Origin of the sequence: Micromonospora maris AB-18-032, from assembly GCF_000204155.1 — a bacterium.
GTDB classification, from domain to species: Bacteria; Actinomycetota; Actinomycetes; order Mycobacteriales; family Micromonosporaceae; genus Micromonospora; species Micromonospora gifhornensis.
Window position 1 is genome coordinate 848,079 of sequence record NC_015434.1, and the last position, 25,976, is coordinate 874,054.

General features: G+C 70.1%; 22 protein-coding genes. 18 read left to right on the forward strand and 4 right to left on the reverse strand.

Features of this window, described 5'->3' with window-relative positions:
* Positions 1–18 precede the first annotated feature (18 nt).
* The 4 genes from trpS to VAB18032_RS04020 are packed head-to-tail and all read left to right on the forward strand — an operon-like array spanning position 19 to position 3,113.
* Positions 19–1,044 (forward strand): tryptophan--tRNA ligase, encoded by a 1,026-nt coding sequence (gene trpS / locus VAB18032_RS04005; protein WP_013731500.1) that lies wholly within the window; start codon positions 19–21, stop codon positions 1,042–1,044.
* A gap of 57 nt (positions 1,045–1,101) precedes the next feature.
* On the forward strand, positions 1,102–1,647 hold the full coding sequence (locus VAB18032_RS04010; protein ID WP_013731501.1) for a 2'-5' RNA ligase family protein: 546 nt from the start codon (positions 1,102–1,104) through the stop codon (positions 1,645–1,647).
* 57 nt (positions 1,648–1,704) lie between these two features.
* On the forward strand, positions 1,705–2,625 hold the full coding sequence (locus VAB18032_RS04015) for a YihY/virulence factor BrkB family protein (RefSeq protein WP_013731502.1): 921 nt from the start codon (positions 1,705–1,707) through the stop codon (positions 2,623–2,625).
* A gap of 56 nt (positions 2,626–2,681) precedes the next feature.
* Entirely contained in the window at positions 2,682–3,113 is a 432-nt protein-coding gene (locus VAB18032_RS04020; protein WP_013731503.1) for a hypothetical protein, read from the forward strand.
* 99 nt (positions 3,114–3,212) lie between these two features.
* On the opposite strand, the gene VAB18032_RS04025 is transcribed toward VAB18032_RS04020, so the two are convergent.
* Positions 3,213–4,844 (reverse strand): glycoside hydrolase family 13 protein, encoded by a 1,632-nt coding sequence (locus VAB18032_RS04025; protein WP_013731504.1) that lies wholly within the window; start codon positions 4,842–4,844, stop codon positions 3,213–3,215.
* A 150-nt stretch (positions 4,845–4,994) separates the two neighbouring features.
* Positions 4,995–6,074: a LacI family DNA-binding transcriptional regulator gene (locus tag VAB18032_RS04030; RefSeq protein WP_086011316.1), complete on the reverse strand. Its 1,080-nt coding sequence runs from the start codon at positions 6,072–6,074 to the stop codon at positions 4,995–4,997.
* A 318-nt stretch (positions 6,075–6,392) separates the two neighbouring features.
* Here VAB18032_RS04030 and VAB18032_RS04035 point away from each other — a divergent pair, with 318 nt between their 5' ends.
* From VAB18032_RS04035 to VAB18032_RS04085, 11 genes are all read left to right on the forward strand, one after another.
* A complete protein-coding gene (locus VAB18032_RS04035; protein ID WP_013731506.1) occupies positions 6,393–7,694 on the forward strand; it encodes an extracellular solute-binding protein in 1,302 nt (433 codons plus the stop codon).
* 141 nt (positions 7,695–7,835) lie between these two features.
* Positions 7,836–8,852: a carbohydrate ABC transporter permease gene (locus VAB18032_RS04040; protein WP_043719655.1), complete on the forward strand. Its 1,017-nt coding sequence runs from the start codon at positions 7,836–7,838 to the stop codon at positions 8,850–8,852.
* The gene (locus VAB18032_RS04045) at positions 8,852–9,706 is read left to right on the forward strand and encodes a sugar ABC transporter permease (RefSeq protein ID WP_013731508.1); all 855 of its coding nucleotides are present in this window, start codon (positions 8,852–8,854) and stop codon (positions 9,704–9,706) included. The genes VAB18032_RS04040 and VAB18032_RS04045 overlap by 1 nt, the downstream gene beginning before the upstream one ends.
* A 47-nt stretch (positions 9,707–9,753) precedes the next feature.
* The gene (locus VAB18032_RS04050; RefSeq protein WP_013731509.1) at positions 9,754–10,095 is read left to right on the forward strand and encodes a hypothetical protein; all 342 of its coding nucleotides are present in this window, start codon (positions 9,754–9,756) and stop codon (positions 10,093–10,095) included.
* A gap of 567 nt (positions 10,096–10,662) precedes the next feature.
* Positions 10,663–11,730, forward strand: coding sequence for a BMP family lipoprotein (locus VAB18032_RS04055; RefSeq protein ID WP_043719658.1), 1,068 nt, complete (start codon positions 10,663–10,665; stop codon positions 11,728–11,730).
* Positions 11,731–11,979: 249 nt separating this feature from the next.
* Positions 11,980–13,506, forward strand: coding sequence for an ABC transporter ATP-binding protein (locus VAB18032_RS04060; RefSeq protein ID WP_332416470.1), 1,527 nt, complete (start codon positions 11,980–11,982; stop codon positions 13,504–13,506).
* Positions 13,503–14,825 carry an ABC transporter permease gene (locus VAB18032_RS04065; protein ID WP_013731512.1) on the forward strand — a complete coding sequence of 441 codons (1,323 nt, stop codon included), beginning with the start codon at positions 13,503–13,505 and terminating at the stop codon, positions 14,823–14,825. Before VAB18032_RS04060 ends, VAB18032_RS04065 begins: the two co-directional genes overlap by 4 nt.
* Before the next feature lie 3 nt (positions 14,826–14,828).
* Positions 14,829–16,109 carry an ABC transporter permease gene (locus VAB18032_RS04070; RefSeq protein WP_013731513.1) on the forward strand — a complete coding sequence of 427 codons (1,281 nt, stop codon included), beginning with the start codon at positions 14,829–14,831 and terminating at the stop codon, positions 16,107–16,109.
* A 16-nt stretch (positions 16,110–16,125) separates the two neighbouring features.
* On the forward strand, positions 16,126–16,827 hold the full coding sequence (locus VAB18032_RS04075; RefSeq protein WP_013731514.1) for a cytidine deaminase: 702 nt from the start codon (positions 16,126–16,128) through the stop codon (positions 16,825–16,827).
* Positions 16,828–17,024: 197 nt separating this feature from the next.
* On the forward strand, positions 17,025–18,305 hold the full coding sequence (locus VAB18032_RS04080; protein ID WP_043722944.1) for a thymidine phosphorylase: 1,281 nt from the start codon (positions 17,025–17,027) through the stop codon (positions 18,303–18,305).
* 108 nt (positions 18,306–18,413) lie between these two features.
* On the forward strand, positions 18,414–19,094 hold the full coding sequence (locus tag VAB18032_RS04085) for a DUF4272 domain-containing protein (protein ID WP_013731516.1): 681 nt from the start codon (positions 18,414–18,416) through the stop codon (positions 19,092–19,094).
* A 25-nt stretch (positions 19,095–19,119) separates the two neighbouring features.
* On the opposite strand, the gene VAB18032_RS04090 is transcribed toward VAB18032_RS04085, so the two are convergent.
* Positions 19,120–20,106: a putative RNA methyltransferase gene (locus VAB18032_RS04090; protein WP_013731517.1), complete on the reverse strand. Its 987-nt coding sequence runs from the start codon at positions 20,104–20,106 to the stop codon at positions 19,120–19,122.
* A gap of 59 nt (positions 20,107–20,165) precedes the next feature.
* Between VAB18032_RS04090 and VAB18032_RS04095 the strand changes: the two genes are divergently transcribed.
* A complete protein-coding gene (locus tag VAB18032_RS04095) occupies positions 20,166–21,245 on the forward strand; it encodes an adenosine deaminase (protein ID WP_013731518.1) in 1,080 nt (359 codons plus the stop codon).
* 19 nt (positions 21,246–21,264) lie between these two features.
* Here VAB18032_RS04095 and VAB18032_RS04100 read toward each other — a convergent pair whose 3' ends face one another.
* Positions 21,265–21,870 (reverse strand): uridine kinase family protein, encoded by a 606-nt coding sequence (locus VAB18032_RS04100; RefSeq protein WP_043719664.1) that lies wholly within the window; start codon positions 21,868–21,870, stop codon positions 21,265–21,267.
* A 193-nt stretch (positions 21,871–22,063) separates the two neighbouring features.
* Between VAB18032_RS04100 and VAB18032_RS04105 the strand changes: the two genes are divergently transcribed.
* The gene (locus tag VAB18032_RS04105; protein ID WP_013731520.1) at positions 22,064–25,516 is read left to right on the forward strand and encodes a sensor histidine kinase; all 3,453 of its coding nucleotides are present in this window, start codon (positions 22,064–22,066) and stop codon (positions 25,514–25,516) included.
* Positions 25,513–25,917: a roadblock/LC7 domain-containing protein gene (locus tag VAB18032_RS04110; RefSeq protein WP_013731521.1), complete on the forward strand. Its 405-nt coding sequence runs from the start codon at positions 25,513–25,515 to the stop codon at positions 25,915–25,917. The genes VAB18032_RS04105 and VAB18032_RS04110 overlap by 4 nt, the downstream gene beginning before the upstream one ends.
* Positions 25,918–25,976: the final 59 nt, after the last annotated feature.

Genomic DNA, 25,976 nt, shown 5'->3' on the forward strand with positions numbered 1-25,976 from the left:
GCTGACAGAATTGCCGGCATGTCCGACGTACCTGCCCGCCCGCGCGTCTTCTCCGGCATCCAGCCGACGGCCGACTCGTTCCACCTCGGCAACTACCTGGGTGCGGTGCGGCACTGGGTGGCGTTGCAGGAGTCGCATGACGCCGTCTACTGCGTGGTCGACCTGCACGCCATCACCGCCGGGCACGACCCGAAGGTGCTGCACCAGCGCAGTCGGGTGGCCGCCGCGCAGCTGCTCGCCGTCGGGTTGGACCCGGAGCGGTGCACGCTGTTCGTGCAGTCGCAGGTGCCCGAGCACGCCCAGCTGGCCTGGGTGCTGGGTTGCCTCACCGGGTTCGGTGAGGCCAGCCGGATGACGCAGTTCAAGGACAAGTCGCAGAAGCAGGGCAACGAGCGGGCCAGCGTGGGCCTGTTCACGTACCCGATCCTGCAGGCCGCCGACATCCTGCTCTACCAGGCCAACGCGGTGCCGGTGGGTGAGGACCAGCGTCAGCACCTGGAGCTGTCCCGCGACCTGGCGCAGCGGTTCAACACGCACTTCGGGCCGACGTTCACCGTGCCCGTCCCGCACATCGTCAAGGCCACCGCGAAGATCACTGATCTTCAGGACCCGACGGCGAAGATGTCGAAGTCGTCCTCGTCGCCCGCGGGCATCGTCGACCTGCTGGAGGATCCGGCCCGCTCGGCCAAGAAGATCCGCTCGGCGGTCACCGACACCGGTCGCGAGATCGTCTTCGACGAGGAGACCAAGCCGGGCATTTCCAACCTGCTGACCATCTACTCGGCGCTGAGCGGGCGCGAGATCGACGATCTGGTTGCGGCGTACGACGGCAAGGGCTACGGCGATCTGAAGAAGGACCTCGCCGAGGTGGTCCGGGAGTTCGTCACGCCGATCCAGGCGCGGACCCGCTCGTACCTGGAGGACCCGGCCCAGTTGGACAAGCTGCTCGCCGCCGGGGCGGAGAAGGCGCGGCGGCTGGCGGTGCCGACGCTGCTCAAGGTGTACGAACGGGTGGGCTTCTTCCCGCCGGTACGCGGCGAGTAGCCGTTCGCGGCAGCGCGGGCGGTCCGGACAGGTCGGTGGCAAGGAGTGGCGCGGAACGTGGATCACGGGAGCGGGTCGCCGGATGCCGGCGACACCATCCAGATCGGCATCGCGGTGGACATCCCCGAGCCGTGGGGCGGCACGCTGACCCGGCGTCGGTTGGCGTCCGGCGACCCGAACACGGTGCCGGCACATGTCACCCTGCTCGGGCCGACCGAGATTCCGATGTCCGCGCTGCCCGCGGTGGAGCGGCATCTCGTCCAGGTCGCCGCCGCTCACCTGCCGTTCACCCTGCACCTGCGGGGTACCGGCACGTTCCGGCCGGTGACCCAGGTGGTTTTCGTCGCGGTCGCCGCCGGCATCAGCGAGTGCGAGCTGCTGGCCGCGGCGATCAACGCCGCTCCCGAGTTGCAGCGGGAACTGCGCTTCCCCTACCACCCGCACGTGACGGTGGCGCAGGATGTCGCGCCGGAGGCCCTGGATCGGGCGTACGAGGATCTGGCGGACTTCTCGGCGATGTTCGAGGTGGAGCATTTCACGCTCTTCTCGCACAGTGGTGAGGCCCGGTTCCAGCCCCGCCGGGACTTCCGGCTGGGCGGTTGATCCTCCGGCCGTGCCGAGGAGCGAGCGCGGTGACGAGGAAGCGGCGAGGATGACGAGGTGAACCTCCTGGGGCGGGTCGAGGCGGGCATCGACCGCCGACTCAGCGCCGCCCGGCACCGCTGGCCGGCCTTCGGGCATCTGTGGCGGGCCGGGGTGCGCTACACCGATCTTCAGGGTGGTCGGCTGGCCGCCGCGATCGCGTACTACGGCTTCTTCGCGGTCTTCGCGCTCGCGCTTGTGGCGTACGCGGCGTTCGGCGCGGTCCTCGACGACAACGACGAGGTACGCGCGGCGGCGGAGGAGTTCCTCGGGGAGAATCTGCCGTTCCTCGATCCGGCCCAGGTGGCCGACAGCAGTGGCACGGTCGGGGTGGTGGGTCTGCTGATCCTGATCCTGACCGGGATCGGCTGGGTCGAGGCGATCCGTTCCTCGCAGCGGCTGATCCACGGTCTCCACCAGCATCCGGGCAACCTGGTCGTCCGCCGGCTCGTCGATCTCGGGGTGCTGCTCGTGGTCTTCGTGCTCCTCGGCGCCTCGGTGGCGGCGGTGGACGCGCTGGAGTCGCTGCTGCGCTTCCTGCTGCGCAGCACCGGATCGGTCGGGTTGACCACGATCAGCGCGGTGCTCAGCGTGCTTGTCAACGCGGTGCTGGCCACCCTGATGCTGATCGTGGTGCCTCGGGTGCAGATGAGTCGGGCGCGGCTGCGGCCGATCGTGCTGCTGGTCGCGGTCGGCATCACCCTGCTCAACACGGTCGGTCGGTTCTGGGTGGGGCGGGTCGAGCACAACCCGGCGTACACCGTGGTGGCCACCGCCGTGGGCCTGCTGGTCTACCTGTACCTGCTCAACCAGTTGGTGCTCTTCGGTGCGGCGTTGGCGGCGACCAGCCGACGCGGGCGGGTGGTGGACCTGGCGGGTGGCCGGCGCTCCGATCTCGGCTCGGACACCGATCCGGGTACCCCGGGCGGGGCTGGTTGATCCGGTGATGTGCCGAACCTGCCGCGGGAGGTTCGGGCAGCGGCGATGATGGGCCGGTGGGGGCACTCGTGACGTTGGACCTGCCCAGCGACTCGCCGCTGAGCGAGCTGCCGTGGATCATCACGTTCGGCCCGCTCGGTGACGACGAGTGGGAGCCGGTGGTCTGTGGTCCGTACGAGCGACCGCACGCGCTGGCCCTGGCCGAGGCGCTGGTCGCCGACGACGAGCTGATGGCGGTGGTCGAGCCGCTGATACCTGCGGTCTCGGTGGACCAGATCCGGGGCGAGATCGCCGCCGCTCAACTCGCCGCCGCGGACGAGACGGTCCAGGTGGAGCGGGCCGACCTCTACGGCGACTACGAGGACACCATCGACGAGGAGGAGTTGGCGGCCGAGGACGACCACGCGACCGGCCCGCTGCCGGTGCCGGACGTGGCCGAGCTGCGTGCCGGGTTTGCCCGGATCGCCGCCCAGTTGACCGGCGGTTGACGTGGTGCGCCAGCGAGCCGGGTGTTGGTCGGCGGTCAGCCCCAGTCGTCCGGCGGCGCGCAGCACGCCGGACGACCAGGTTGCTGATGGACTACCCGTTCAGTGCCGTTCGAACCAGGCGGCCGCGTCGACGGGGAGCACGTGGCCATCGTGCTGCTCAATGAGTGCCTCGCTGGCCACCAGCGGAGTGCCGTACCCGTCGATCCGTGCCGGGGTGTCGCCGGTGTTGACCACGCAGGTCAGCACCGTGTCGCCGGTGGACCGGCTGAAGGCGAGCACGCCGGGTGCGGTCTCCTGCCAGGTGATGCCGCCGGTGCCGGCGAGGGCGGGGTGGGTGTGGCGGATCCGCAGCGCCGCCCGGTACAGCTCCAGGGTCGAACCGGGCACGCCGGTCTGGGCGGCCACCGACAGCGCACGCCAGGTGGCCGGGGCCGGCAGCCAGCTCAGCTCACTGCCGACCGGCCCGAAGCCGTACGGGGCCACCTCGCCGCTCCACGGGATGGGCACCCGGCAGCCGTCCCGGCTCTCGCCGGTACGTAGGAAGGCCGGGTCCTGGCGCAGCTCGTCGGGCAGGTCGAGCACCTCCGGCAGCCCCAGTTCCTCACCCTGGTAGAGGTAGGCGCAGCCGGGCAGGGCGAGCATCATCAGCGCGGCGGCGCGAGCCCGGCGCAGGCCGACCTCACCGTCGCCGTAGCGGGTGACGTGCCGCTGACGGTCGTGGTTGGACAGCACCCAGGTGGTCGGGGCGCCGACGATCGTCGACTCGGCCAGCGCGGTGTCGACCACCTTGCGGAACGAGTCGGCCGACCAGGTGGCGTCGAGGAAGTCGAAGCTGAACGCCTGGTGCAGTTCGTCCGGTCCGATGTAGCGGGCCAGCCGTTGCGGGGTCTCGGCCCAGGCCTCGGCCACCGCCATCCGGCCGCCGGGGTAGCTGTCCAGGATGGGCCGCCAGGCGCGGTAGATGTCGTGCACCTCGTCCTGGTCGAAGTAGGGCAGCCGGCCCTTGCCGAGCAGTTCGGACTGACGGCGGCCGGTGGTCATCGAGTTGAAGCCGACGTCCGGCAGCCCTTCGGCCTTGATCATGCCGTGGGCCACGTCGATGCGGAACCCGTCGACCCCACGGTCCAGCCAGAACCGCAGGATGTCCTCGAACTCGGCGCGTACCTGCCGGTTGCGCCAGTTCAGGTCGGGCTGGGCGGGGTCGAACAGGTGCAGGTACCACTGGCCGTCCGGCACCCGGGTCCAGGCCGGGCCACCGAAGATGCTCTCCCAGTCGTTTGGCGGCAGCTCGCCGTCGGTGCCCTTGCCGTCGGCGAACAGGTAACGCTCGCGTTCGGGTGAGCCGGGGCCGGCCGCCAACGCCGCCTGGAACCAGGGGTGCCGGTCGGAGGTGTGGTTGGGCACGATGTCGACGATGATCCGCAGGCCGAGGGCGTGGGCGTCGGTGATCATCGCCTCGAAGTCGCCGAGCGTGCCGAACATCGGGTCGACGTCCCGGTAGTCGGCGACGTCGTAGCCACCGTCGACCATCGGGGAGGTGTAGAAGGGGGTCAGCCAGAGCGCATCCACACCCAGTTCGCGCAGGTACGGCAGGCGTGCCCGGATGCCCGGCAGGTCGCCGATGCCGTCACCGTTGGCGTCGGCGAAGCTGCGGACGTAGACCTGGTAGACGACGGCGGATCGCCACCAGTCGGCGTCGGAGGTCAGCGGCGAGGGGTTGCTGACGGTCATCGGGTGTTCCCCGTTCTGTGGCGCGGGACGGCGGCACCCGGCGTGGCAACGGTGGGACGCGGGTGTCTGAGAAGGATGCCGGGCCAGCGCTGCAAGAGTCAAGCAGACCTTGCGCAAGAAATGCCTACGACCGCCGGAGCGCGGCAGGTGTCACGCCGGAACCGCGAACGCCGGTGGCGTGGGGCGCTGCGAACCGCCCTGCGCGGGCGGGGTGTCCGTCCGGGCCACCGCCGTCGAGCCGCGTACCACCAGTTCGGGCCGGAACAGGTACTCCGAGTGCGGGGCGCCGTGGCCGTTGATCTCGTCGACCAGCGCCCGGACGGCGGCGACCGCCATCGCGGCCACCGGCTGCCGCATGGTGGTCAGCGGTGGGTCGGTGAAGGCCATCAGCGGTGAGTCGTCGTATCCGACCACGGAGAGGTCACCCGGTACGGAGAGCCCGCGCTGCCGGGCGGCCCGGATCGCGCCGAGCGCCATCAGGTCGGAGCCGCAGACGATGCCGGTGACGCCGCGCTCGATCAGCCGTCCGGCTGCCGCCTCGCCGCCCTCCACACCGAACAGCGACAGTTCGGTCAGGTCGGTCAACTCGTCCTCGGGGATGTCGGTGAGGCGCTGCATGGCCGTCTTGTATCCGCTGACCTTGCGCAGCACCGGCACGAACCGGTCCGGGCCGGTGATCAGGCCGATCCGGCGGTGGCCCAGGGCCACCAGGTGCGCGACCGCCAACTCCGCCGCCTCCCGGTCGTCGCACGAGACGAACGGCGCGCCGAGCCCGGGGGCGTACCCGTTGATCATGACGATGGGCAGTGGCCGGGCGATCAGGGTCCGGTACCGGTCGTGGTCGGCGGCGGTGTCGGCGTGCAGGCCGGAGACGAAGACGATGCCGGAGACCTGCCGGTCGAGCAGCATCTCGACGTACTCGTCCTCGCGGACGCCGCCGGGAGTCTGGGTGCACAGCACCGGGGTGTAGCCGGTGGGCGCCAGGGCCGACTCGATGATCTGGGCGAAGGCCGGGAAGATCGGGTTGTCCAGCTCCGGCACCACCAGCCCGACCAGCCCGGCGCTGCGTTTGCGCAGCCGGGCGGGGCGTTCGTAGCCGAGCACGTCGAGGGCGGTCAGGACGGCCTGCCGGGTCTCGGGCGCCACGCCGGGGCGGTCGTTGAGCACCCGCGACACCGTGGCCTCACTGACGTCGGCCTGCTGGGCGATGTCGGACAAGCGAGCGCGCATGGCGGCACTGTAGCTCACGGCCAAGTTCTTGCGCAGTAGCCAGCAAGAACTTGCACAATCGAGCAGCGGGTGCCGAAAAAGGTGCCCGCCACGCTTGCGTATCCCCCCGTGAGCGTGGGCTGTACGTGGACTCCTGCTCACCTTGGGTGAGGTGGGCCCGCCCTGGCGGGCGGGGAAATGCCCAGTTGGCGACACTTGTCGACGATTGACGTTGCGGATGGGGCACGGTTGTTGCAGGGAGGTTCGCAAGGGGTTTCGAGTTACGAAAACTCTTGCTACTGTCCCCGCCGTTACCCGGCAGGCAATTTAGGAGCGAACATGCGTCGCACAGCCAGGGGGATCGCCGTACTCGCCTCCGCCAGTCTCGCCCTCACCGTCGCCGCGTGCGGCGGCGAGGACAAGGCGGCCGAGGAGCAGCCGAAGGCCGACCCCGCCTCCCTCACCGCGGAACTGACCTGGTGGGACACCTCCGACCCGCAGAACGAGGGCCCGGCGTTCAAGGAGTTGATCGCCAAGTTCAACCAGACCTACCCGAACGTGAAGATCAACTACCAGTCGGTCCCGTTTGGTGAGGCCCAGAACAAGTTCAAGACCGCCGCCCAGGCCAAGAGCGGTGCGCCGGACATCCTGCGGGCCGAGGTGGCCTGGGTGCCCGAGTTCGCCTCGCTCGGCTACCTCTACGCGCTCGACGGCTCGGAGCTGCTCAGCGACGCGTCCGACTTCCTGGCGACCCCGCTCGCCTCCAACAAGTACGACGGCAAGACCTACGGTGTCCCGCAGGTCACCGACAGCCTCGCGCTGATGTACAACAAGGAACTGCTGACCAAGGCCGGTATCAGCGCGCCGCCGAAGACCTGGGCCGAGCTGAAGTCCGCCTCGCAGACCATCAAGGACTCAACCGGCGCCGAGGGCGTGTACGTCAACCCGGCCGGCTATTTCATGCTGCCCTTCATGTACGGCGAGGGCGGTGACCTGGTCGACCCCGAGGCCAAGAAGATCATCGTCAACTCCGAGCAGAACGCCGCCGGGCTGGCGATCGCGAAGGACCTGATCGACAGTGGCGCCGCCGCCAAGCCGTCCGCCAACGACGCGTACGGCACCATGATGACCCTGTTCAAGGAGCAGAAGGTCGCCATGATCATCAACGGGCCGTGGGAGGTCAACAACGTCTCCTCGGCGCCGGACTTCGGCGGTCTGGAGAACCTGGGCATCGCCCCAGTGCCGGCCGGCTCGGCCCGTGCCGGTGGCCCGGTCGGCGGCCACAACTACGTGATCTGGTCCGGCATGCCGCAGGAGAAGATCGACGCCGCCGTCGCGTTCGTGAAGTTCATGGCCTCCGCCGAGTCGCAGGCGTTCCTGTCGGAGAAGCTCGGCCTGCTGCCCACCCGCACCTCCGCGTACCAGGTGGACGCGGTCAAGAACAACCCCGTGGTGGCTGCCTTCCAGGCGGTGAACGAGGCGGCCGTGGGCCGCCCGTGGATCCCCGAGGCCGGCCAGTTCTTCGGCCCGCTCGACCAGATGGCCACCGAGGTCCTGATCCAGAACAAGGACCCCAAGGCCGCGCTGGACGGCGTCGCCAAGAAGTACAAGGCCGAGGTCGTTCCCGGCTACGGGCTCTGAGCCCCACCGTCGGCGGGCCGGCGCGGTAGGCCCGCCTCCGTACACCGGTGACACGCCGGTGAACCTTCGGCACCCGGCAGCGGGTCGGCGACCGTCACGGTCGCCGACCCGGCCGGACCCTCTGCTCTGGAGCGCAGCTGGATGACCACCGTGACTGCCGACCCGGCGCCGCCGTCGACGCCGCCCGGCCGACCTGCTCGTCCCTCCCGGCTGCGCCGCAGCTGGGAAAAGCACTGGTACGCCTGGGCGATGGTGCTGCCCGTCGTCATCGTCCTGGCAGTTCTGATCTTCTACCCGCTGTTCCGCGGGGTCTGGCTCTCCTTCACCAACCTCACCGAGGCCAACCAGGTCGCCGAGATCTGCACCAGGTCGATCACCGGCGGCGAGGTCTGCACCGACAACCCCAACAAGTGGGAGTTCGTCGGGCTGGACAACTACGTGCGGGTGCTCACCGGCGAGGTCGGCGAGTTCTGGCAGTGGACCGGTGTCACGCTGATCTGGACGTTCGTCTGCGTGGCCTGTCACTTCGGCCTGGGCCTGGGCCTGGCCAACATGCTCAACCGCCCGATGCGGGCGCGCGGGTTCTACCGGGTGGTGCTGGTGCTGCCCTGGGCGGTGCCGGCCTTCGTCAGCGCGTTCGCCTGGAAGTTCATCTTCAACGAGCGCTTCGGCCTGGCCAACGCGCTGCTCACCGCCCTCGGCATCGACCCGGTCTCGTGGTTCGCCGACCGGTGGACGGCCCTGCTCACCGCCATCGTCACAAACGTCTGGCTGGGTGTGCCGTTCATGATGGTGGCCCTGCTCGGCGGCATGCAGACCATCCCGAGTGAGCTGTACGAGGCGGCCGAGATCGACGGCGCGTCGGCCTGGCAGCGGTTCAAGAACATCACCCTGCCCGGGCTGCGTCCGGTCAGCATGACGGTGGTGCTGCTCGGCACCATCTGGACCTTCAACATGTTCCCGATCATCTTCCTGGTGACCGAGGGGCAGCCGGCCGGGCAGAGCGAGATCCTGGTGACCGGTGCGTACCGGGCCGCCTTCGAAGGCATCCGCAACTACTCGCTGGCGTCGACGTACGGCGTACTGATCCTGTCGATCCTGCTGGTCTTCTCGGTGTTCTACCGGCGGGTGCTGCGCAAGCAAGGCGAGGTGTGGTGATGAGCAAGGTGACGCGCCGCGGGCATCGGCGACGCAGCCCGGCGATGTCCGTCCTGCTGCACGGCACGCTGATCCTGGCCTCGCTGATCGCGATCGGCCCGATCGTCTGGGTGCTGCTCTCCTCGCTCAAGCCCGGGTACGCGATCCAGAGCAGCGAGCTGACCCTGTTCCGGGACACCACGCTTGCCAACTACCGCTACGTGCTCACCGAGACGAACTTCCCGCGCTGGTTCCTCAACTCGGTGATCGTCGCGGCCTTCACCATGACCATCGGCATCTTCCTGTCCGCCACCACCGGCTACGCGGTGTCCCGGTTCAACTTCCCGGGCCGCCGACCGCTGATGATGGTCTTCCTGATCACCCAGATGTTCCCGGTGGCCATCCTGATCGTGCCGATCTACACGATCCTGGCCCGGCTCGGCCTGATCAACACCATGCCGGCGCTGATCGTCGCGTACCTGACCATCGCGGTGCCGTTCTGCGCCTGGATGTTGAAGGGCTACTTCGACTCCATCCCGACCTCGCTGGACGAGGCGGCGGCGCTGGACGGCTGCGGGCCGTTCGCCATCTTCTGGCGGGTGGTGCTGCCGCTGGCCCGCCCGGCCGTGGCGGTCACCGCCTTCTACACCTTCCTCACCGCCTGGGGTGAGGTGGCGTACGCCTCGGCGTTCATCCAGACCGACAACAAGTTCACCCTGGCGTACGGGCTCCAGCAGTTCGTGCCGCAGTTCAACCCGCAGTGGGAGTACCTGACGGCCGCCGCCGTCCTGGTGACGATCCCGGCCGGGCTGGTCTTCTTCTTCGCCCAGAAGCACCTGGTGTCCGGCCTGACGGCCGGTGGCACGAAGGGCTGACCGAGTGGCTCTACTACGATCCGTCGTTGATGGGGCAGGATAGGTGGATGGAAGCACTCCGACTCATCCTCCTCTACGTCCACCTCATCGGGTTCGCGCTGTTGCTGGGCGGTGCGATCGCGCAATACATCAGCGGCAAGCTCCGGATCAACGCGGCCATGCTCTGGGGCGCGGTGATCCAGCTGTTGAGCGGCACCGGCCTGGCGGCCCCGCTGCGGGACGGTGACGAGCCGGATCCGGCGAAGCTCGTCGTCAAGTTCCTGATCGCCCTGGCGATCTTTGTGATGGTCTTCTTCTCCCGGAAGCGGGACGAGGTCAACCGGGGTCACTTCCTCGCTATTGTCGGGCTGACGCTTGTCAATGCGGCGGTGGCGGTTTTCTGGCGGTGAGCGGGCGAATTCACGCGATGGTTGTGTGAATCCGGTTTATTTCATGGTTCGGTGGGTCAGGCGGGGCCGCGAAAGGCCCCGCCTGACCTCGTGTGCTGCTCGGCAGGGTGGAGTGGGTATCCGCTGACCGCGCCGCAGCTGATTGCGAAATCCGGTTTGTCCGGGACCGCGACCCCGGGCTGCGGGGGAAGTCATTTCCGCCGGTCCCGGCGTGCGGGAATGCAAGATCGAAAATGTGGTCGACGATGAGCGGTATGGGGGCGACCGTCAGCGCGATGACCGGTATTCGACAAAATGCCGGATCCGTAATCGGGGTGGCCCGATCCGGTAGGTGATCAAACCAGACAAAGCGTTACGAGAGCGTGAGCTTCCCCACCACAAGCATTACGTACGGGTAACAGGCCTCCAACAGTCCTGCACGCTTGTCGTTGGTCAGATGGACGCGGGCGTACGCTCGGCGTCCGTAACGTGGGAGACCGGCGGCAAGGCGCAGGCCGGTTCAAGGGCAGCCACCGCAACCACGCGGTGTGCAATGGGAAGGGAGACGTCTTGCGCTCGGTGCGTGGGATGCGGATTGCCTCGATGATCGCGGCGGGTGGGCTCGTGCTGAGCGCCGCCGCCTGTGGCGAGGCTCCGGATGAGGACAACAACGCCGGTTCAGGCGGCGAGAAGTACAGCGCCTGTATGGTCACCGACGTCGGCGGCATCGACGACAAGTCGTTCAACGCCTCGGCCTGGAAGGGCCTTGAGGCTGCCAAGGCCGAGAACAGCAACGTCGACATCAAGTACGTCGCGTCGCGGGCCGAGGCCGACTACGAGCCCAACCTTTCCGCGTACGTCAACCAGGACTGCGACTTCATCCTGGCCGTCGGCGGCCTGATGGGCGAGGCCACCAAGAAGATCGCCGAGGCGAACCCGAACCAGCAGTTCGCCATCGTCGACGCCAACCCCGGCGTGGCCAACGTCTACCCGATGGAGTTCGACACCGCGCAGGCCGGCTTCCTCGCCGGTTACGTGGCCGCCGGCATGAGCCAGAGCGGCAAGGTCGGCACCTACGGCGGCATGAAGATCCCGCCGGTGACCATCTTCATGGACGGTTTCGTCGACGGCGTGGCCCACTACAACCAGGCCAAGGGCGCCAAGGTCCAGGCCCTCGGCTGGAACAAGGAGACCCAGAACGGCTCCTTCACCAACGACTTCGTCAAGCAGGACGAGGGCAAGAAGGTCAGCGACGCGCTGGTCGCCCAGGGCGCGGACATCGTCATGCCGGTCGCCGGCGGCGCCGGCCTCGGCACCACCGGTGCGGCCAAGGCCTCCGGTGGCAAGTACAACACCATCTGGGTGGACGTCGACGGCTGCGAGAGCACGCCGGACTGCTCGGCGATCATCACCACCGTGGTGAAGAACATCCCGGGTGCGGTCAAGGAGGCCGTGCTGAAGGCCGCCGGTGGCGAGAAGCTCAGCGCCGAGCAGGGCTTCGTCGGCACCCTGGCCAACGACGGCGTCTCGCTCGCCCCGTACCACGAGTTCGACAGCAAGGTCCCGGCTGAGCTCAAGGCCGAGGTCGACAAGCTGAAGGCGGACATCGCCGCCGGCACCGTCAAGGTCGAGTCGGCCGCCCAGCCGAAGAGTTGAGCCCTGCGCCGCCCGCCTGCGGTGCGACGATCACCGTAGGCGGGCGGTGGGTACGCCACATCATGATCCGACCGCCCCGCAGCGGGGAGTCCCGCTGCGGGGCGGTGGCGCACCCCGGCCGGGTCGGCGCCGTGCCCCGTTCGCCAGCGGCTACGCTGCACCATCGCTTCGCACTCCCAGGAGGTTGCGCTGAGACTCGAACTGCGCGGCATCACCAAGCGGTTCGGTGATCTGGTCGCCAACGACCACATCGACCTGACGGTGGAGCCTGGAGAGATTCACGCCCTGCTCGGCGAGAACGGTGCTGGCAAGTCGACTCTGATGAACGTGCTCTACGGGCTCTACCAGCCCGACGAGGGCGAGATCCTGGTCGACGGCGAGCCGCTGAAGTTGCGCGGGCCGTCCGACGCCATCGCGGCCGGCATCGGCATGGTGCACCAGCACTTCATGCTCGTACCGGTCTTCACCGTCACCGAGAACATCATGCTCGGTGCCGAGCAGGTGCGCGGCGGCATCGCCGGGTTTTTGGACCGGCGGCGGGCCCGCCGCGAGGTCGCCGAGGTGTCGCAGCGGTACAACCTGCGAGTCGACCCGGACGCGATGATCGAGGACCTGCCGGTCGGCGTCCAGCAGCGGGTGGAGATCGTCAAGGCCCTCACCCGGGACGTCGACCTGCTCATCCTGGACGAGCCGACGGCGGTGCTCACCCCGCAGGAGACCGAGGACCTGCTCGCGGTGATGCGGTCGCTCAAGGCCGCCGGCAAGTCGATCGTCTTCATCACCCACAAGCTCGGCGAGGTCAAGGCGATCGCCGACCGGATCACCGTGATCCGGCGGGGCAGGACCGTGGGCACGGCCTCGCCGCAGGCCAGCCGCGACGAACTGGCCGCGCTGATGGTCGGCCGTACCGTCCGGCTCACCGTGGACAAGACCCCCGCCACCCCCGGCGAGCCGGTCCTGGAGGTCGCGGGGCTGGTCGTCGACGACGACCGGCAGGTCCGCGCGGTGGACGGCGTCGACCTGACCGTACGCGCGGGCGAGGTGCTCGGCATCGCGGGCGTACAGGGCAACGGCCAGACCGAGCTGATCGAGGCGATCATGGGTCTGCGCCCGTTGCTCGCCGGCACGGTGACCCTCGACGGGCAGCGCATCGACGGCTGGTCGACCAAGAAGGTCCTCCGGGCCGGCGTCGGCTACGTCCCGGAGGACCGCAGCGTGGACGGGCTGGTCAAGGAGTTCTCCGTGGCGGAGAACCTGGTGCTGGACATCTACGACCGGCCGCCGTTCGGCCGGGGCCTGTCGATCAAGCCGGACGCGATCGCCAGGTCGGCGCGGGAACGCATCGAGCAGTTCGACGTACGCACCTCCTCGGCACAGGCGCCGGTGGGCACCCTCTCCGGCGGTAACCAGCAGAAGGTGATCGTGGCCCGGGAGCTGTCCCGGCCGCTGAAGCTCTTCATCGCCGCCCAGCCCACCCGGGGTGTGGACGTCGGCTCGATCGAGTTCATCCACAGCCGGATCATCCGCGAGCGCGACGTCGGCACCGCCGTGCTGGTGGTCTCCAGCGAACTCGACGAGGTGATCGGGCTGGCCGACCGGATCGCGGTGATGTACCGCGGCCAGATCATCGGCATCGTCGGCCCGGACACCCCCCGCGAGGAGATCGGCCTGCTGATGGCGGGCATCACCCCCGATTCGACGGGCGACGCCCCGGCGACCACCGACGGCGTGGCGTCAGGTCCCGAGGGGCCAGGCAGCAAGGACGAGAAGGCATGACCGACAACCTTCAGCCGGGCTCCCCGGACAAGGAGCCGGCGAGCGAGGAGCAGGCCGCCCAGGTCACGCTCGGCAACACCGAGCAGGCCGAAGCCGCCACCACGCCGACCGCACCGGAGCAGCGCCCCACCCTGGGACGGCTGTTCCTGGAGAACCTGTGGGCCGCCAACACCTTCACGGTGACCCTGTTGTCGCTGGTGCTGGCGATGGTCGTCGGCGCCGTCCTGATGATCATCTCCGATCCGGACGTGCTGGCCACCTACGCCTACATCACGGCCCGCCCGTCGGACGCGATAAACGCCAGCTGGACGCTGGTCAGTGAGGCGTACGCGAACCTGTTCAAGGGCTCGGTCTTCGACCCGGGCGCGACCACCCTCACCGCCGCGCTGAACCCGATCTCGGAGACGCTCACGTACACCGCGCCGCTGGTCTTCACCGGCCTGTCGGTGGCGCTTGCCTTCCGGGGCGGTCTGTTCAACATCGGCGCCCAGGGGCAGGCCATCATGGGCGTCGTCCTGGCGGCGCTGGCCGGCTTCCTGCTGCCGCTGCCCCCCGTGGTGCACCTGCTGGTCGCGGTGCTGGCCGGGGCCCTCGGTGGCGCCGTCTGGGGCTTCATCCCGGGCATCCTCAAGGCGCGCACCGGCGCCCACGAGGTGATCAACACGATCATGCTCAACTACATCGCGGTCTACTTCCTGACCTGGCTCATCGTGCAGAAGGGCGTGCAGGACCCGAACCGTACCGACGCGATCAGCCGGCCGGTCGACGCCTCGGCCCAGTTGCCGCGCCTGTTCGACGAGCCGCTGCGGGCGCACGGCGGCATCCTCCTCGCCGTACTGGCCACCTGGGCGGTCGCCTGGCTGCTCAACCGCTCCACCCTCGGGTTCGAGCTGCGGGCGGTGGGTGCCAACCCGGACGCGGCCCGTACCGCGGGCATCAGCGTCACCCGGACGTACGTCCTGGTCATGGTCTTCGCCGGGGCGCTGGCCGGGCTCGGCGGCTCGCAGATGGTGCTCGGCACCACCGCCGCCGCGCTGACCCCGCTGGTGATCGCCCAGATCGGCTTCGACGGCATCCTGGTCGCCCTGCTCGGCCGGGTGAAACCGTGGGGTGTCGCCCTGGCCGCGCTGCTGTTCGGCGCGTTGCAGGCCGGCGGCAACCGGATGCAGTCGTACTCGGGGATCTCGCTGGAACTGGTCACCGTGCTGCAGGCGCTGATCGTCATCTTCATCGCCGCACCGGCCCTGGTGAAGGCGATCTTCCAGCTCCGGGCCGCGCGGGCCGCCCGGTTGCAGACGAGCCTCGCGAAGGGCTGGTGAGGCATGTCCACCATGGCTGTTCCCGACGTCGCCGTCGCCGCGGTCGACGAGGGCTACTGGACCCGTACCCGCAAGGTGGGCCTGGTGCTGCTGGCGCTCGGCCTGCTGGCCACGGTGCTGTTCGGCGCGCTCGCCACCGGCGAGCAGGCCCGCTTCACGCTCAGCGAGGACGCCGCCGGGGCCGCGCTGGAGATCAACGGCACGGTCGGGGCGGTTCTCTTCGGGCTGATCACGCTCGCCGCGGGTGCGGCGATGCTGGCCCGGCTGCCGAAGCGCTGGTTCATCCCGGTGCTCGCGGTGGGTCTGGTCGCGTTCGTGCTGTCGTTCCTGTGCTGGCAGGTCTCCGCCGCACCGACCGGGCAGAATTTCATGCCGCTCGTCAACATCGTGCGCGGCACCTTCCTGCTCGCCCTGCCGCTGATCTTCGGGTCGCTGGCCGGTGTGCTCTGCGAACGCTCCGGCGTGGTCAACGTGGCCATCGAGGGGCAGTTGCTGATGGGCGCGTTCAGCGGCGCGCTGTTCGGCAGCATCAGCGGCAGCGTCTGGGTGGGGCTGGTCGCCGCCGCGATCGGCGGCTCGTTCATCTCGCTGCTGCTGGCCGTGTTCTCCATCAAGTACCTGGTCGACCAGGTGGTCATGGGCATCGTGCTGAACCTGCTGGCGCTCGGCATCACCGGCTTCCTCTACGAGCGGCTGATGCAGACCGACGCGGCCCGCTACAACAGCGCCCCCCGGTTCAGCAACTGGGAGATTCCGCTGCTGTCGGACATCCCGGTGCTGGGCCCGGCGTTGTTCCGGGGCAACATCTTCCTCTACCTCGCCCTGGTGCTGGTGCTCGTGATCCACATCGCGCTGTTCCGGACCCGGTGGGGGCTGCGGACCCGGTCCGTCGGCGAGCACCCGACGGCGGCGGACACCCTCGGCGTGAAGGTGCTCGGGCTGCGCTACCGCAACGTGATCATGGCGGGCGCGATCGCCGGTATCGGTGGTGCGTCGTACACGCTGGCGCTCTTCTCGTTCACCAAGAACATGATCGGCGGTAAGGGCTTCATCGCCCTGGCCGCGCTGATCTTCGGGCGCTGGAGCCCCACCGGAGCGCTGCTCGCCGCGCTCTTCTTCGGCTTCGCCGACCAGCTGGCCACCTACCTGGGCGCGATCAACAGTGTGATCCCCGGCCAGTTCCTGGCCATGCTGCCGTACCTGGCGACGATCCTTGCCGTGGCCGGGCTGGTCGGCCGGGTGCGGGCACCGGCCGCCGATGGTAAGCCGTACATCAAGGGCTGAGCCAGGGGAGCAGACCATGGAGATCGACTGGGGGCGGCTACGGGCCGCGGCCACCGAGGTGATGCGGCACGCGTACGTGCCGTACTCGAAGTTCCCGGTGGGGGCGGCGGCACTCGTCGACGACGGCCGGGTGGTGGTCGGCTGCAACGTCGAGAACGCCGCGTACGGTGTCGTGCTCTGCGCCGAGTGCGGCGTGGTCTCCTCGCTGCACGCCACCGGCGGCGGCCGGATCGTCGCGCTGTCCTGCGTCGACGCCACCGGTGAGCCGCTGATGCCGTGCGGGCGTTGCCGGCAGCTGCTCTGGGAGCAGGGCGGCCCGGAATGCCTGATCGAGGCCAAGGGCGGCCCGCTGCGGATGGCCGAGTTGCTGCCGCACGCCTTCGACGTCGCCGACCTCGAAGCGGTGACCGGTGAAGATCCGGTGCCGGTCGTACCCGCCCGGCTGGCCGCCTGGCGTGGCCGGGGATCGGTCTTCGTGCACCCGGACCTCTCCGCCGGGCAGCAGGTCTGGACGGCGTACTGGGAGCGGTCGTCCGGCGACGACGCGGGCGCCGAGACCGGGGTGCTGGAGGAGGGGCCGAGCTGGGACGATCCGGCTGAGGCGATCAGCTGGGGTCTGGCGCGGACGCCCCGGGTCGTGGTGGTGGACGCGTCCGGCACCATCTTCTGGGCCGGTGAGGGTGAGCCGCCGGCGGAGATTCCGGTTCGCTGGGGTTGAGTTCATGGTTGCGGTGGGGGTCGGGGGCCTGCCGTACCCGGCTCCGGGCGGTCAGGCTTGATCCCTCCGCCGGGCACGGCAGGCCCCCGACCCGTGCGCGGTACGGGCCGTCCGTCGGTGTCGGACCGATGATCGACTTGTGCTCGCTGCCGATGGTGTGTGACTGCTGGCGGGGTGAATAGGGATTGGACTCAATGGTGAGTGGTTTTGCGGCGGTTGATGTTATTCGGGTGAAGCGGGACGGGGGGGTGCTCTCCGACTCGCAGATCGACTGGGTGGTGGATGCGTACACCCGGGGGGCGGTGGCCGACGAGCAGATGTCGGCGCTGGCCATGGCGATCCTGCTCAACGGGATGACGGCGCCGGAGATCGCCCGGTGGACGGCCGCGATGATCGCCAGCGGTGAGCGGCTGGACCTGTCGTCGGTGGCTCGGCCGACAGTCGACAAGCACTCGACCGGCGGGGTCGGCGACAAGATCACTCTGCCGTTGACGCCGCTGGTGGCGGCGTGCGGCGCGGCGGTGCCGCAGCTGTCCGGGCGCGGGCTCGGGCACACCGGCGGCACGCTGGACAAGCTGGAGTCCATCCCCGGGTGGCGGGCCGCGCTGAGCAACCAGGAGTTCATCGCGCAGCTGCGCGACATCGGCGCGGTGATCTGCGCCGCCGGGTCCGGACTGGCCCCGGCCGACCGCAAGCTGTACGCGCTGCGCGACGTCACCGGCACCGTCGAGGCGATTCCGCTGATCGCCAGTTCGATCATGAGCAAGAAGATCGCTGAGGGGACCGGCGCGCTGGTGCTCGACGTGAAGGTCGGCTCCGGCGCGTTCATGAAGTCCGTCGATGACGCCCGGCAGCTGGCCCGGACCATGGTGGAGCTGGGTGGCGCGCACGGCGTGAAGACCGTGGCCCTGCTCACCGACATGTCCACCCCGCTCGGCCTGACCATCGGCAACGGCGTCGAGGTGACCGAGTCCGTCGAGGTGCTCGCCGGTGGCGGCCCCGCCGACGTGGTGGAGCTGACCCTGGCCCTGGCCCGGGAGATGCTCGACGCGGCCGGGCTGACCGACGCCGACCCGGCTGCCGCGCTGCGCGACGGGCGGGCGATGGACGTGTGGCGGTCGATGATCCGCGCGCAGGGCGGTGACCCGGACGCGCCGATGCCGCAGGCGCCCGAGGTCGAGGTGGTCCGGGCGGACGCCGACGGCTACGTGGCGGGAGTCGACGCGTACGCCATGGGGGTTGCCGCCTGGCGGCTCGGCGCGGGGCGGGCCCGCAAGGAGGACCCGGTGAGTGTCCCTGCCGGTGTGGTGCTGCACAAACGTCCCGGTGATCCGGTGCGGGCCGGCGAGCCTCTGTACGAGCTGCGGGCCGAGCGGGCCGAGACGATCCCGGCGGCGTTGGCGGAGGCGGCGTCGGCGGTGACCATCGAGGCGCGGCCACCGGCGGCGACGCCTTTGGTGATCGAACGCGTCGAGTGACTCAACCGGGTCCGTCGGCCCCATGGTGCCCGACCATCCGGGCGGCTATTGTCGCAGGCCAGGGGGGACCATCGGCGTGAGACGCCGTGAGCAGACAGGGATGTTGCTGTGATCGTTCCTGCCCCGGACCCCCGGGAAGTGCGTGAGGCGAGCCTGGAGGAGCTGGCCCGGTTGCGGCTACCGCTGCCACCTCCGCAGTTCCCGCTGGTCTGGGAGCCGGGCGACCGGATCGAGCTGCGTCCCACCGCGGAGATCGAGGCGCGGATCGCGGTGCTGCACCTGATCCTGGCCCGCTGCTTCGGCATGCCGCCGCAGGCGGCGATGAGCTGGCTGCTCGCCTCGCACCTGGTGGAGATGGTGACCCCGCCGGAGTTCCAATTCGTCACCGGCGCCAAGGGCGACCACCGCTCGTTCGTCCTGCACCACGACGCGCTGTTCTCACTGGCCTGGGTGCTCGGCCTGACCAAACAGCTCGACCCCACCATGGCCGTGGACGAGCGGCTGGTGGAACGGCTGCCGAACATCGCCGAGGGGGAGACCTTCCCGCAGTGGCGCTCCCGCATCCTGGCTGCCCCGCAGCACCCGGCGGACGCGGCGGCCCTGCTCGACCTGCACTACTGCCTGGACTGGGCGTACCTGGAGGTGGATCGCTCCGGCGGACGGCTGCCCGGCCTGGTCGACGCCAACGCGATCGGCCAGCGGCGGTGGGCCCTGGAGTGGGCGGTGATCCTGCGCGGGCCGTACCACGACGAACCGCCGGGCTGGGAAGAGGTCGACCTCTCCACCTAGCAGGCCGGTACACCCCGAGTCGGACCTAGCGGGGCCGGTACACCCCGAGTCGGACCGCCACGGTCACCCGGACCGGTTCGCCGAGGGCGGTGATCCGGGCGGCCAACCCCGCGGGATCGGTGTGCCAGGCGCTCGGACCCATGCCGACCAGGGTGGTCACCTCCGGGCCGGACAACGTCAGCTCCTGCCGGTGCAGGGTGGTCGACTCCTCGGTGAAGTGCTCGCCGAGGCTGGTCGCCACCCGGTCCGCCTTGGCCGGATCGACCCGCAGCAGACCGAGCGCGTCGACCAGTTCGGTGAGGTGGTCGGCGGCCGGGGTCACCACCAGCAGCCGCCCGGACGGGGCGAGGACCCGGTGGAACTCCTTTCCGTTGCGGGGCGCGAAGACATTGAGCAGCAGCGCCGCCGAGGCGTCCGCCAGCGGCAGCCGCTGCCAGGTGTCGGCCAGCGCCGCGGTCACGCGCGGGTGCACCCGCGCGGCCCGACGCACCGCGGGCTTGGCGATGTCCAGCGCCAGGCCGACCGCCGCAGGCACCGCCGCCAGCACCGCCGCAAGGTGCCGGCCGGTGCCGGCACCCGCCTCCACCACCAGCGGGTACGCCTCAGTCGCCGTACCGTCGACGGCCGGGACACGGTGGTCCGCCCCCTTTGCTCTGCTTACCTCCACGCAACGCTTCCGCCCGCTGTCCATTGCGTCCGTTGAAGCAGAGCAAGGGGCGTGCGAGGTGGTCAGGTGGTGCGCGGCGGCCTCGGCCAGGGCGGTGGAGATGGTGTCGTAGTGGCCCGCCTCCAGGAACTGCGTCCGGGCGGCGACCATCTCCGCCGTGTCGCCGCCGTGCGGGGAACGACCGGTGAGCAGGTTGACGTAGCCCTGCCGGGCGATGTCGAAGCTGTGCCGGCGGGGGCAGCGCAGCGCATCGGCCGTGCCGGCGGTGGCGGTGGTCAGCCCTTCGCCGCAGACCGGGCAACGCAGACGGTCGACGACCCGGGGGTCCGGTCCAGGTGCGGTCACCAGGCCATTGTCCCCGGCGTCGGGTGGGGACGGACGGCGGCGGGGACTAGGGTCAGACCATGGCGACGACTCTGCGCTACGAGGACATTGTCAAGGCACCGAAGGCGCTGCTGCACGACCACCTGGACGGCGGCCTGCGACCTGCGACGATCATCGAGTTGGCCGCCGAGGTCGGGCATCCGCTGCCCACCACCGACCCGCAGGAGTTGGCGCGCTGGTTCGTGGCGGCGGCCGACTCCGGGTCGCTGGAGCGCTACCTGGAGACCTTCGCGCACACCGTCGCCGTCATGCAGACCGCCTCGTCGCTGCGTCGGGTCGCCCGGGAGTGTGCGCTGGACCTGGCCGCCGACGGGGTGGTCTACGCCGAGGTGCGGTTCGCCCCGGAGCAGCACCTGGAACGGGATCTGAGCCTGGACGAGGTGGTCGAGGCGGTGCTGGCCGGATTCGTCGAGGGCAGCGCCCTGGCCGCCGAGGCCGGTACGCCGATCCGGGTCGGCACACTGCTCACCGCGATGCGGCACGCGGCCCGGTCGCAGGAGATCGCCGAGTTGGCCGTGCGGCACCGCGACCACGGTGTGGTGGGTTTCGACATCGCCGGTGCGGAGGCCGGCTTCCCGCCCACCCGGCACCTGGACGCCTTCGAGTACCTCCAGCGGGAGAACTTCCACTTCACCATCCACGCCGGTGAGGCCTTCGGGCTGCCGTCGATCTGGCAGGCCATCCAGTGGTGCGGGGCGGACCGCCTCGGTCACGGCGTACGCATCGTCGACGACATCACGCCGGGTCCCGAGCCGGTGCTCGGTCGGCTGGCCGCGTACGTGCGGGACAAGCGGATCCCGCTGGAGCTGTGCCCGTCGTCCAACGTGCAGACCGGTGCCGCCCCCTCGATCGCCGAGCACCCCATCGGGCTGCTGCGTGACCTGCGGTTCCGGGTCACCGTCAACACCGACAACCGGCTGATGAGCGGCACCTCGGTCTCCCGGGAGATGGCCCTGCTCTGCGACGCCTTCGGCTACGGCTGGCGCGAGGTGCAGTGGTTCACCATCAACGCGATGAAGAGCGCTTTCATCCCGTTCGACGAGCGGCTGCAGATCATCGACGAGGTGATCAAGCCGGCGTACGCGAAGCTGCTGGCGTGACGGCCGGGCCGGGCGGGGATCACCGCGCGGGCGGATGACCGGCGAGCAGGTGGGCCACCCGACGCAGCACCTCCCGGCCGCGGGCGGCCTCCGCGCCGAGTCCGGTCTGCCGGCGCAGCACCGCCGGCTCGGCGCGGAGCAGCGCCACGCCGCGACTCAACAGCACCCGGGGGCCCTTGCGCTGCTCGGCGAGATCCCGGCTCAACCGCCGGAGGAAGGTCGCGCTCCGGGGCCGCCGCAGGGCGTACGCCCCGGCGAGTAGATCGCGTCGGCGGCATTCCTCGACGATCTCCGCAGCGAAAATCCCTTCGGCTACGAAAAGTGGCGCATCGGCCAGATCAAATCGTCGGGTGGCCACCCGACGATCCTCATTTATGGCATAGACGGGTACGTCTGCCTTGCCGTCCCGGACGAGTCGCGCAATGACCTCGACAGCGTTGTCCGCGTCCCAGGAAGCGGGTGACTCCCAGTCGATCTGCCCGTTCCGTCGAGGTAACGTAGGGTCATCGCCGTCCTTGTAGAAGTCGTCCAAGCAGAGGACGGGAAGTCCGGTTCGTCGCGCTATGTACGACTTTCCGGAGCCAGAAGGGCCAGCAAGTAGGATGACTCGGCGCTGGGTGATCATTACTCTGAGTGACTCCGGACAGACGGACTGCGATCAAATTGCATCAACATCTCATCACACCGCCAGCTGGGGCCAACCTGGGCTTTCTCTTTGCCGACGAGCGTGATGGAATCTCGGATGGTCCGACCCGCCGGGTCGGCCGCTGGGCGTTGCCCGGGAGCAACGCCGACGCAGCAATCACGAGGGCGGTGACGTGAGCAAACGGCCGAAGACGGCAGGCTCCTTCCTGTCGCGCCTGCGCCGGCCGGTCGGTCGGCTCCGCGACATGCCGATCTGGTCAAAGCTCGGTCTCATCATGATCGTGCCGACCATCGCCACGGTCGTCGTGGGCACCAGCGGCCTGTTCGACCACCTGGACTCGCTCAACGACGCCAACCGGGCCGGTGACCTCGCCGAGCTCATCGGCTACTCCGGCGAGCTGGTGGACGGCCTGCAGGACGAGCGGACCGCTGCGGTGCTGCTCCTGGGGGTGCCGCCGCAGCAGGCGGGGCAGCCCGAGCCGGAGGCGAAGAAGAAGTACTCCGCCCTCTACAACGAGGTTGCGAAGCGGGTCGACGACGACAAGGGCCCCTATTCGCAGCAGCGCTCCGAGCTGACCGACCTGCCTGTCAGCCTCGCCGGGCTGCTCGACCAGATCGACGGGCGGCTGGCCGACCTGCCGGGCACCCGCAGTCAGGTGTTCAACGGCAAGTTCAAGATCACTGATGCGCTCCAGTCGTACGACGAGCTGATCAACCAGCTGCTCACCATCCGCGACTCGGCCAGCCAGCTCGCCGGCGACAACGAGCTCAGCGACCGGATGCGGGCGGCAGCCGCCGTGGCCCGCGAGAAGGAGTGGCTCTCCGTACGCCGGGTGGTGGTGCACCGGGCGCTCCAGCGCGGCATGAGCTCCGCGCTGCGCACTGACTACATCGCCAGCGAGACCGGTCAGCAGCAGGCGCAGCAGAGCTTCACCTCCGTCGCCACCGAGGAGGAGGCGGAGTTCCACGCCCAGACCATCGGCGGTGGTGACCGCCGGCAGGCGACCATCTACATCAGCCAGGTCAACGCCGACACCTCGGCGGACCTCTCCGGAGTCTCCTTCAACGCCGACCAGTGGGACGCGGCGCTGGTCGCCAACGGCAAGCTGATCCGTACGGTCGAGGCGAAGTTCGACGCCGACGTGCAGGACCAGGCCGCCGAACTCCGCTCCGACGTGCAGCGTCAGGTGTTCCTGGAGACCGGCCTGCTGCTGACCATGCTGCTGCTGGCCGTCATCCTGGCGTACCTGGTGGCCCGCTCGATGGCTCGCTCCCTGCGCGAGCTGCGCCAGGGTGCGCTCTCCATCGCCCAGTACGGGCTGCCCCAGGCGGTCGCCCGGCTGCGCGACCCGCAGGTCACCGGGCAGCTCTCCCCGGTGCAGCTGGCCAACCAGATCGCCGAGCCGCTGCCGGTACGCAGCCGCGACGAGTTCGGCCAGGTGACCGAGGCGTTCAACGCGGTCCACCTGGAGGCCGTCCGTACCGCCGCCGAACAGGCCGCCCTGCGGGCCTCGGTCGCCACCATGTTCGTCAACCTGGCCCGCCGGTCCCAGATCCTGGTCGACCGGCTGATCGGGCACCTCGACCGGCTGGAGCGCGGCGAGGAGGACCCGGACCGGCTGGCCGAGCTGTTCCAGCTGGACCACCTCGCCACCCGGATGCGCCGCAACGACGAGAACCTGCTGGTCCTCGCCGGTGCCGACTCGACCCGGGTGCAGCGCGAGCCGGCCGCACTGATCGACGTGCTGCGCGCCGCGCAGTCCGAGGTCGAGCACTACACCCGGATCGAGTTCGGGGTGATCGACCGGGACATCGAGGTCGCCGCGCACGCGGTCAACGACCTCGTGCACCTCGTCGCCGAGCTGTTCGACAACGCCACCGCATTCTCACCGCCGGACTCGCAGGTGCTGGTCGAGGCCCGCCGGGTCGGCGACCGCGCCTCGCTGTACGTGGAGGACCGCGGCATCGGGATCAGCCCCGAGCAATTGACCGACCTGAACGAGCGGCTGGCCACGCCGCCGCAGGTGGACGTGGCCGTGTCCCGGATGATGGGGCTGGTCGTGGTCGCCCGGCTGGCGTCCCGGCACGCGGTCAAGGTCGAGCTGCGCCCCGGCACCGATCGGGGCACGGTGGCCGATGTCACGCTGCCGCCGACGGTGCTGGTGCCCCGGGCGCTCTCCGGTCGGGGTCCGCATCCCGCCGCCCTGCCCGCCCCGGCCGCACCGCTGCCCGGGCCGAGCCCGGCCTTCGGTGCCCTGCCCGCCCTCGGCAACGGCCCGAGCGCGCCGGCCGCGCCGGCCGCGCCCTCGGTGCCGACGCAACGATCCGGCGGCTCGGGTAACCAGGTGACCCTCGGCGGTCGGCCCTTCGAGCCGGCCAACCGCAACGGTTCGGGCACTCCGGCGGGTGCGGGCAACCTGCCCGCCTGGTCGGACCTGACCGGGGCGAGCGGCGTCACCGGCGGCAACAGCTTCACCCCGCGCCCTACGGGTGGCCAGTCGACCGATCCACTGCCGCAGCGGCGGGTCGCCGACGAGCAGACCGGTGGTCAGCCGTCCGTTCCCCGTCAGCTGTCGAGCAGCCCCGAGGTCGCGCCGTACGCGCCGCCCGCGGTGTCGGCACCACCGATTCCGCCGGTCTCGTCGCCGCCGGTCTCGGGCACTCCGTACTCGGCCCCGCCGGTCTCCGCCGCCCCGGTTTCCGGGCAGCCGGTCTCGGCCGCGCCGATCTCGACGCCGCCGGGCAGCCCGCTGCCGCAGCGGCCGGTGTCCGCGGGACCGGCCGGCCCCGCGACCCCGGCACCCCCCGCCTGGCCCCCGGTCGCCGCAGAGCAGGCGGCTCCGGCGGTGCCCGAGCGGCTGGCCGCCGCGCTGGACATGACCACCGAGCTGCCTCGGGTGCCACGTCCGGCCGCACAGCCGACCAGGCCGGCGCAGCCGACCGTGCCCACGCCGGCGCAGGCGCAGAACCGACAGCGGTACGCGGATGAGACGATGGAGCTGCCGATCTTCCGGGAGCTCGAGTCGGCGTGGTTCCGTACCCGCCGTCCCGGCCCGGAGGAGTCCGCAGGTGCCCGCCAACCGGCGGCGAACGGGGCACCTACCCAGCAGTTCTCCTCGGTCGACCCGGTCGGTCGGCCCAGTACGCAGAACCAGACCGGAACGACAGGTAACGCACCGATGGCAGAGACTCCGACAGCTGCGGGCGGGAACGGCGCTGCGGCGAACGGCGGCCCTCGCCCGGGCAGTGCTGAGAGCCGGCCCACCTACCGTCCGCCGTCGCCGGAGAGTGTGTGGCAGACTGCGGCCGACGACGGCTGGCGGGCGGCCTCCGCCGCCAGTCAGGCGCCGCCCGCCGGCACCACCCAGACCGGGCTGCCCAAGCGCACGCCGATGGCGCAGCTCGTTCCGGGCGCGGTGGAGAAGCCCACCAACTCGGTGCAGCGACGTAACCCGGAGTCGGTGCGCGGACTGCTTTCCGCCTACCACCGGGGTGTCCAGCGGGGGCGCAGCCACCCGTCGGACGGCAACCCGACCGGCCCGGAGGGGACTCCGGGCGGGCAGCAATCCTCGCAGTCTGGCTCAGGCCCGGTGGCCGGGAGCAGGCAGAAGGAGCAAGAAGGATGACTAGTACGCAGGACCTCGGTTGGCTGCTGGCCAACTTCGCCGATCGGGTACCCGGTGTCGCGCACGCGGTCGCCGTCTCCGCGGACGGTCTGCTCCTGGCGTCGTCACGAGACCTTCCGCGGGACCGGGCGGACCAGCTGGCGGCGATCGCCTCCGGCCTGGTCAGCCTGACCCAGGGTGCGGCCCGGTGTTTCGAGGGCGGTGCCGTGTTGCAGACCGTTGTCGAGATGGACAATGGCTTCCTGTTCCTGATGTCGATCTCCGACGGTTCGTCGTTCGCGGTGCTCGCCGCACGCAGCTGCGACGTGGGACAGGTGGGCTACGAAATGGCCCTGCTCGTAGACCGGGTGGGTGACGCCCTGACCCCGCAGCCACGTACGGCTGTGGGGATGATGGGCTGATCGTCGCGCCAGCCGGTGGGGCGGGCGGGGCGACAACACTGCATACGACGGGTAGCACC

Coding starts and splice junctions, on each gene's coding strand:
- trpS (WP_013731500.1), top strand. CDS start 19: ATGTCCGACGTACCTGCCCGCCCGCGCGTCTTCTCCGGCATCCAGCCG.
- VAB18032_RS04025 (WP_013731504.1), bottom strand. CDS start 4,844: ATGACCGTCAGCAACCCCTCGCCGCTGACCTCCGACGCCGACTGGTGG.
- VAB18032_RS04030 (WP_086011316.1), bottom strand. CDS start 6,074: ATGCGCGCTCGCTTGTCCGACATCGCCCAGCAGGCCGACGTCAGTGAG.
- VAB18032_RS04035 (WP_013731506.1), top strand. CDS start 6,393: ATGCGTCGCACAGCCAGGGGGATCGCCGTACTCGCCTCCGCCAGTCTC.
- VAB18032_RS04040 (WP_043719655.1), top strand. CDS start 7,836: ATGACCACCGTGACTGCCGACCCGGCGCCGCCGTCGACGCCGCCCGGC.
- VAB18032_RS04045 (WP_013731508.1), top strand. CDS start 8,852: ATGAGCAAGGTGACGCGCCGCGGGCATCGGCGACGCAGCCCGGCGATG.
- VAB18032_RS04050 (WP_013731509.1), top strand. CDS start 9,754: ATGGAAGCACTCCGACTCATCCTCCTCTACGTCCACCTCATCGGGTTC.
- VAB18032_RS04055 (WP_043719658.1), top strand. CDS start 10,663: ATGCGGATTGCCTCGATGATCGCGGCGGGTGGGCTCGTGCTGAGCGCC.
- VAB18032_RS04065 (WP_013731512.1), top strand. CDS start 13,503: ATGACCGACAACCTTCAGCCGGGCTCCCCGGACAAGGAGCCGGCGAGC.
- VAB18032_RS04070 (WP_013731513.1), top strand. CDS start 14,829: ATGTCCACCATGGCTGTTCCCGACGTCGCCGTCGCCGCGGTCGACGAG.
- VAB18032_RS04075 (WP_013731514.1), top strand. CDS start 16,126: ATGGAGATCGACTGGGGGCGGCTACGGGCCGCGGCCACCGAGGTGATG.
- VAB18032_RS04095 (WP_013731518.1), top strand. CDS start 20,166: ATGGCGACGACTCTGCGCTACGAGGACATTGTCAAGGCACCGAAGGCG.
- VAB18032_RS04100 (WP_043719664.1), bottom strand. CDS start 21,870: ATGATCACCCAGCGCCGAGTCATCCTACTTGCTGGCCCTTCTGGCTCC.
- VAB18032_RS04110 (WP_013731521.1), top strand. CDS start 25,513: ATGACTAGTACGCAGGACCTCGGTTGGCTGCTGGCCAACTTCGCCGAT.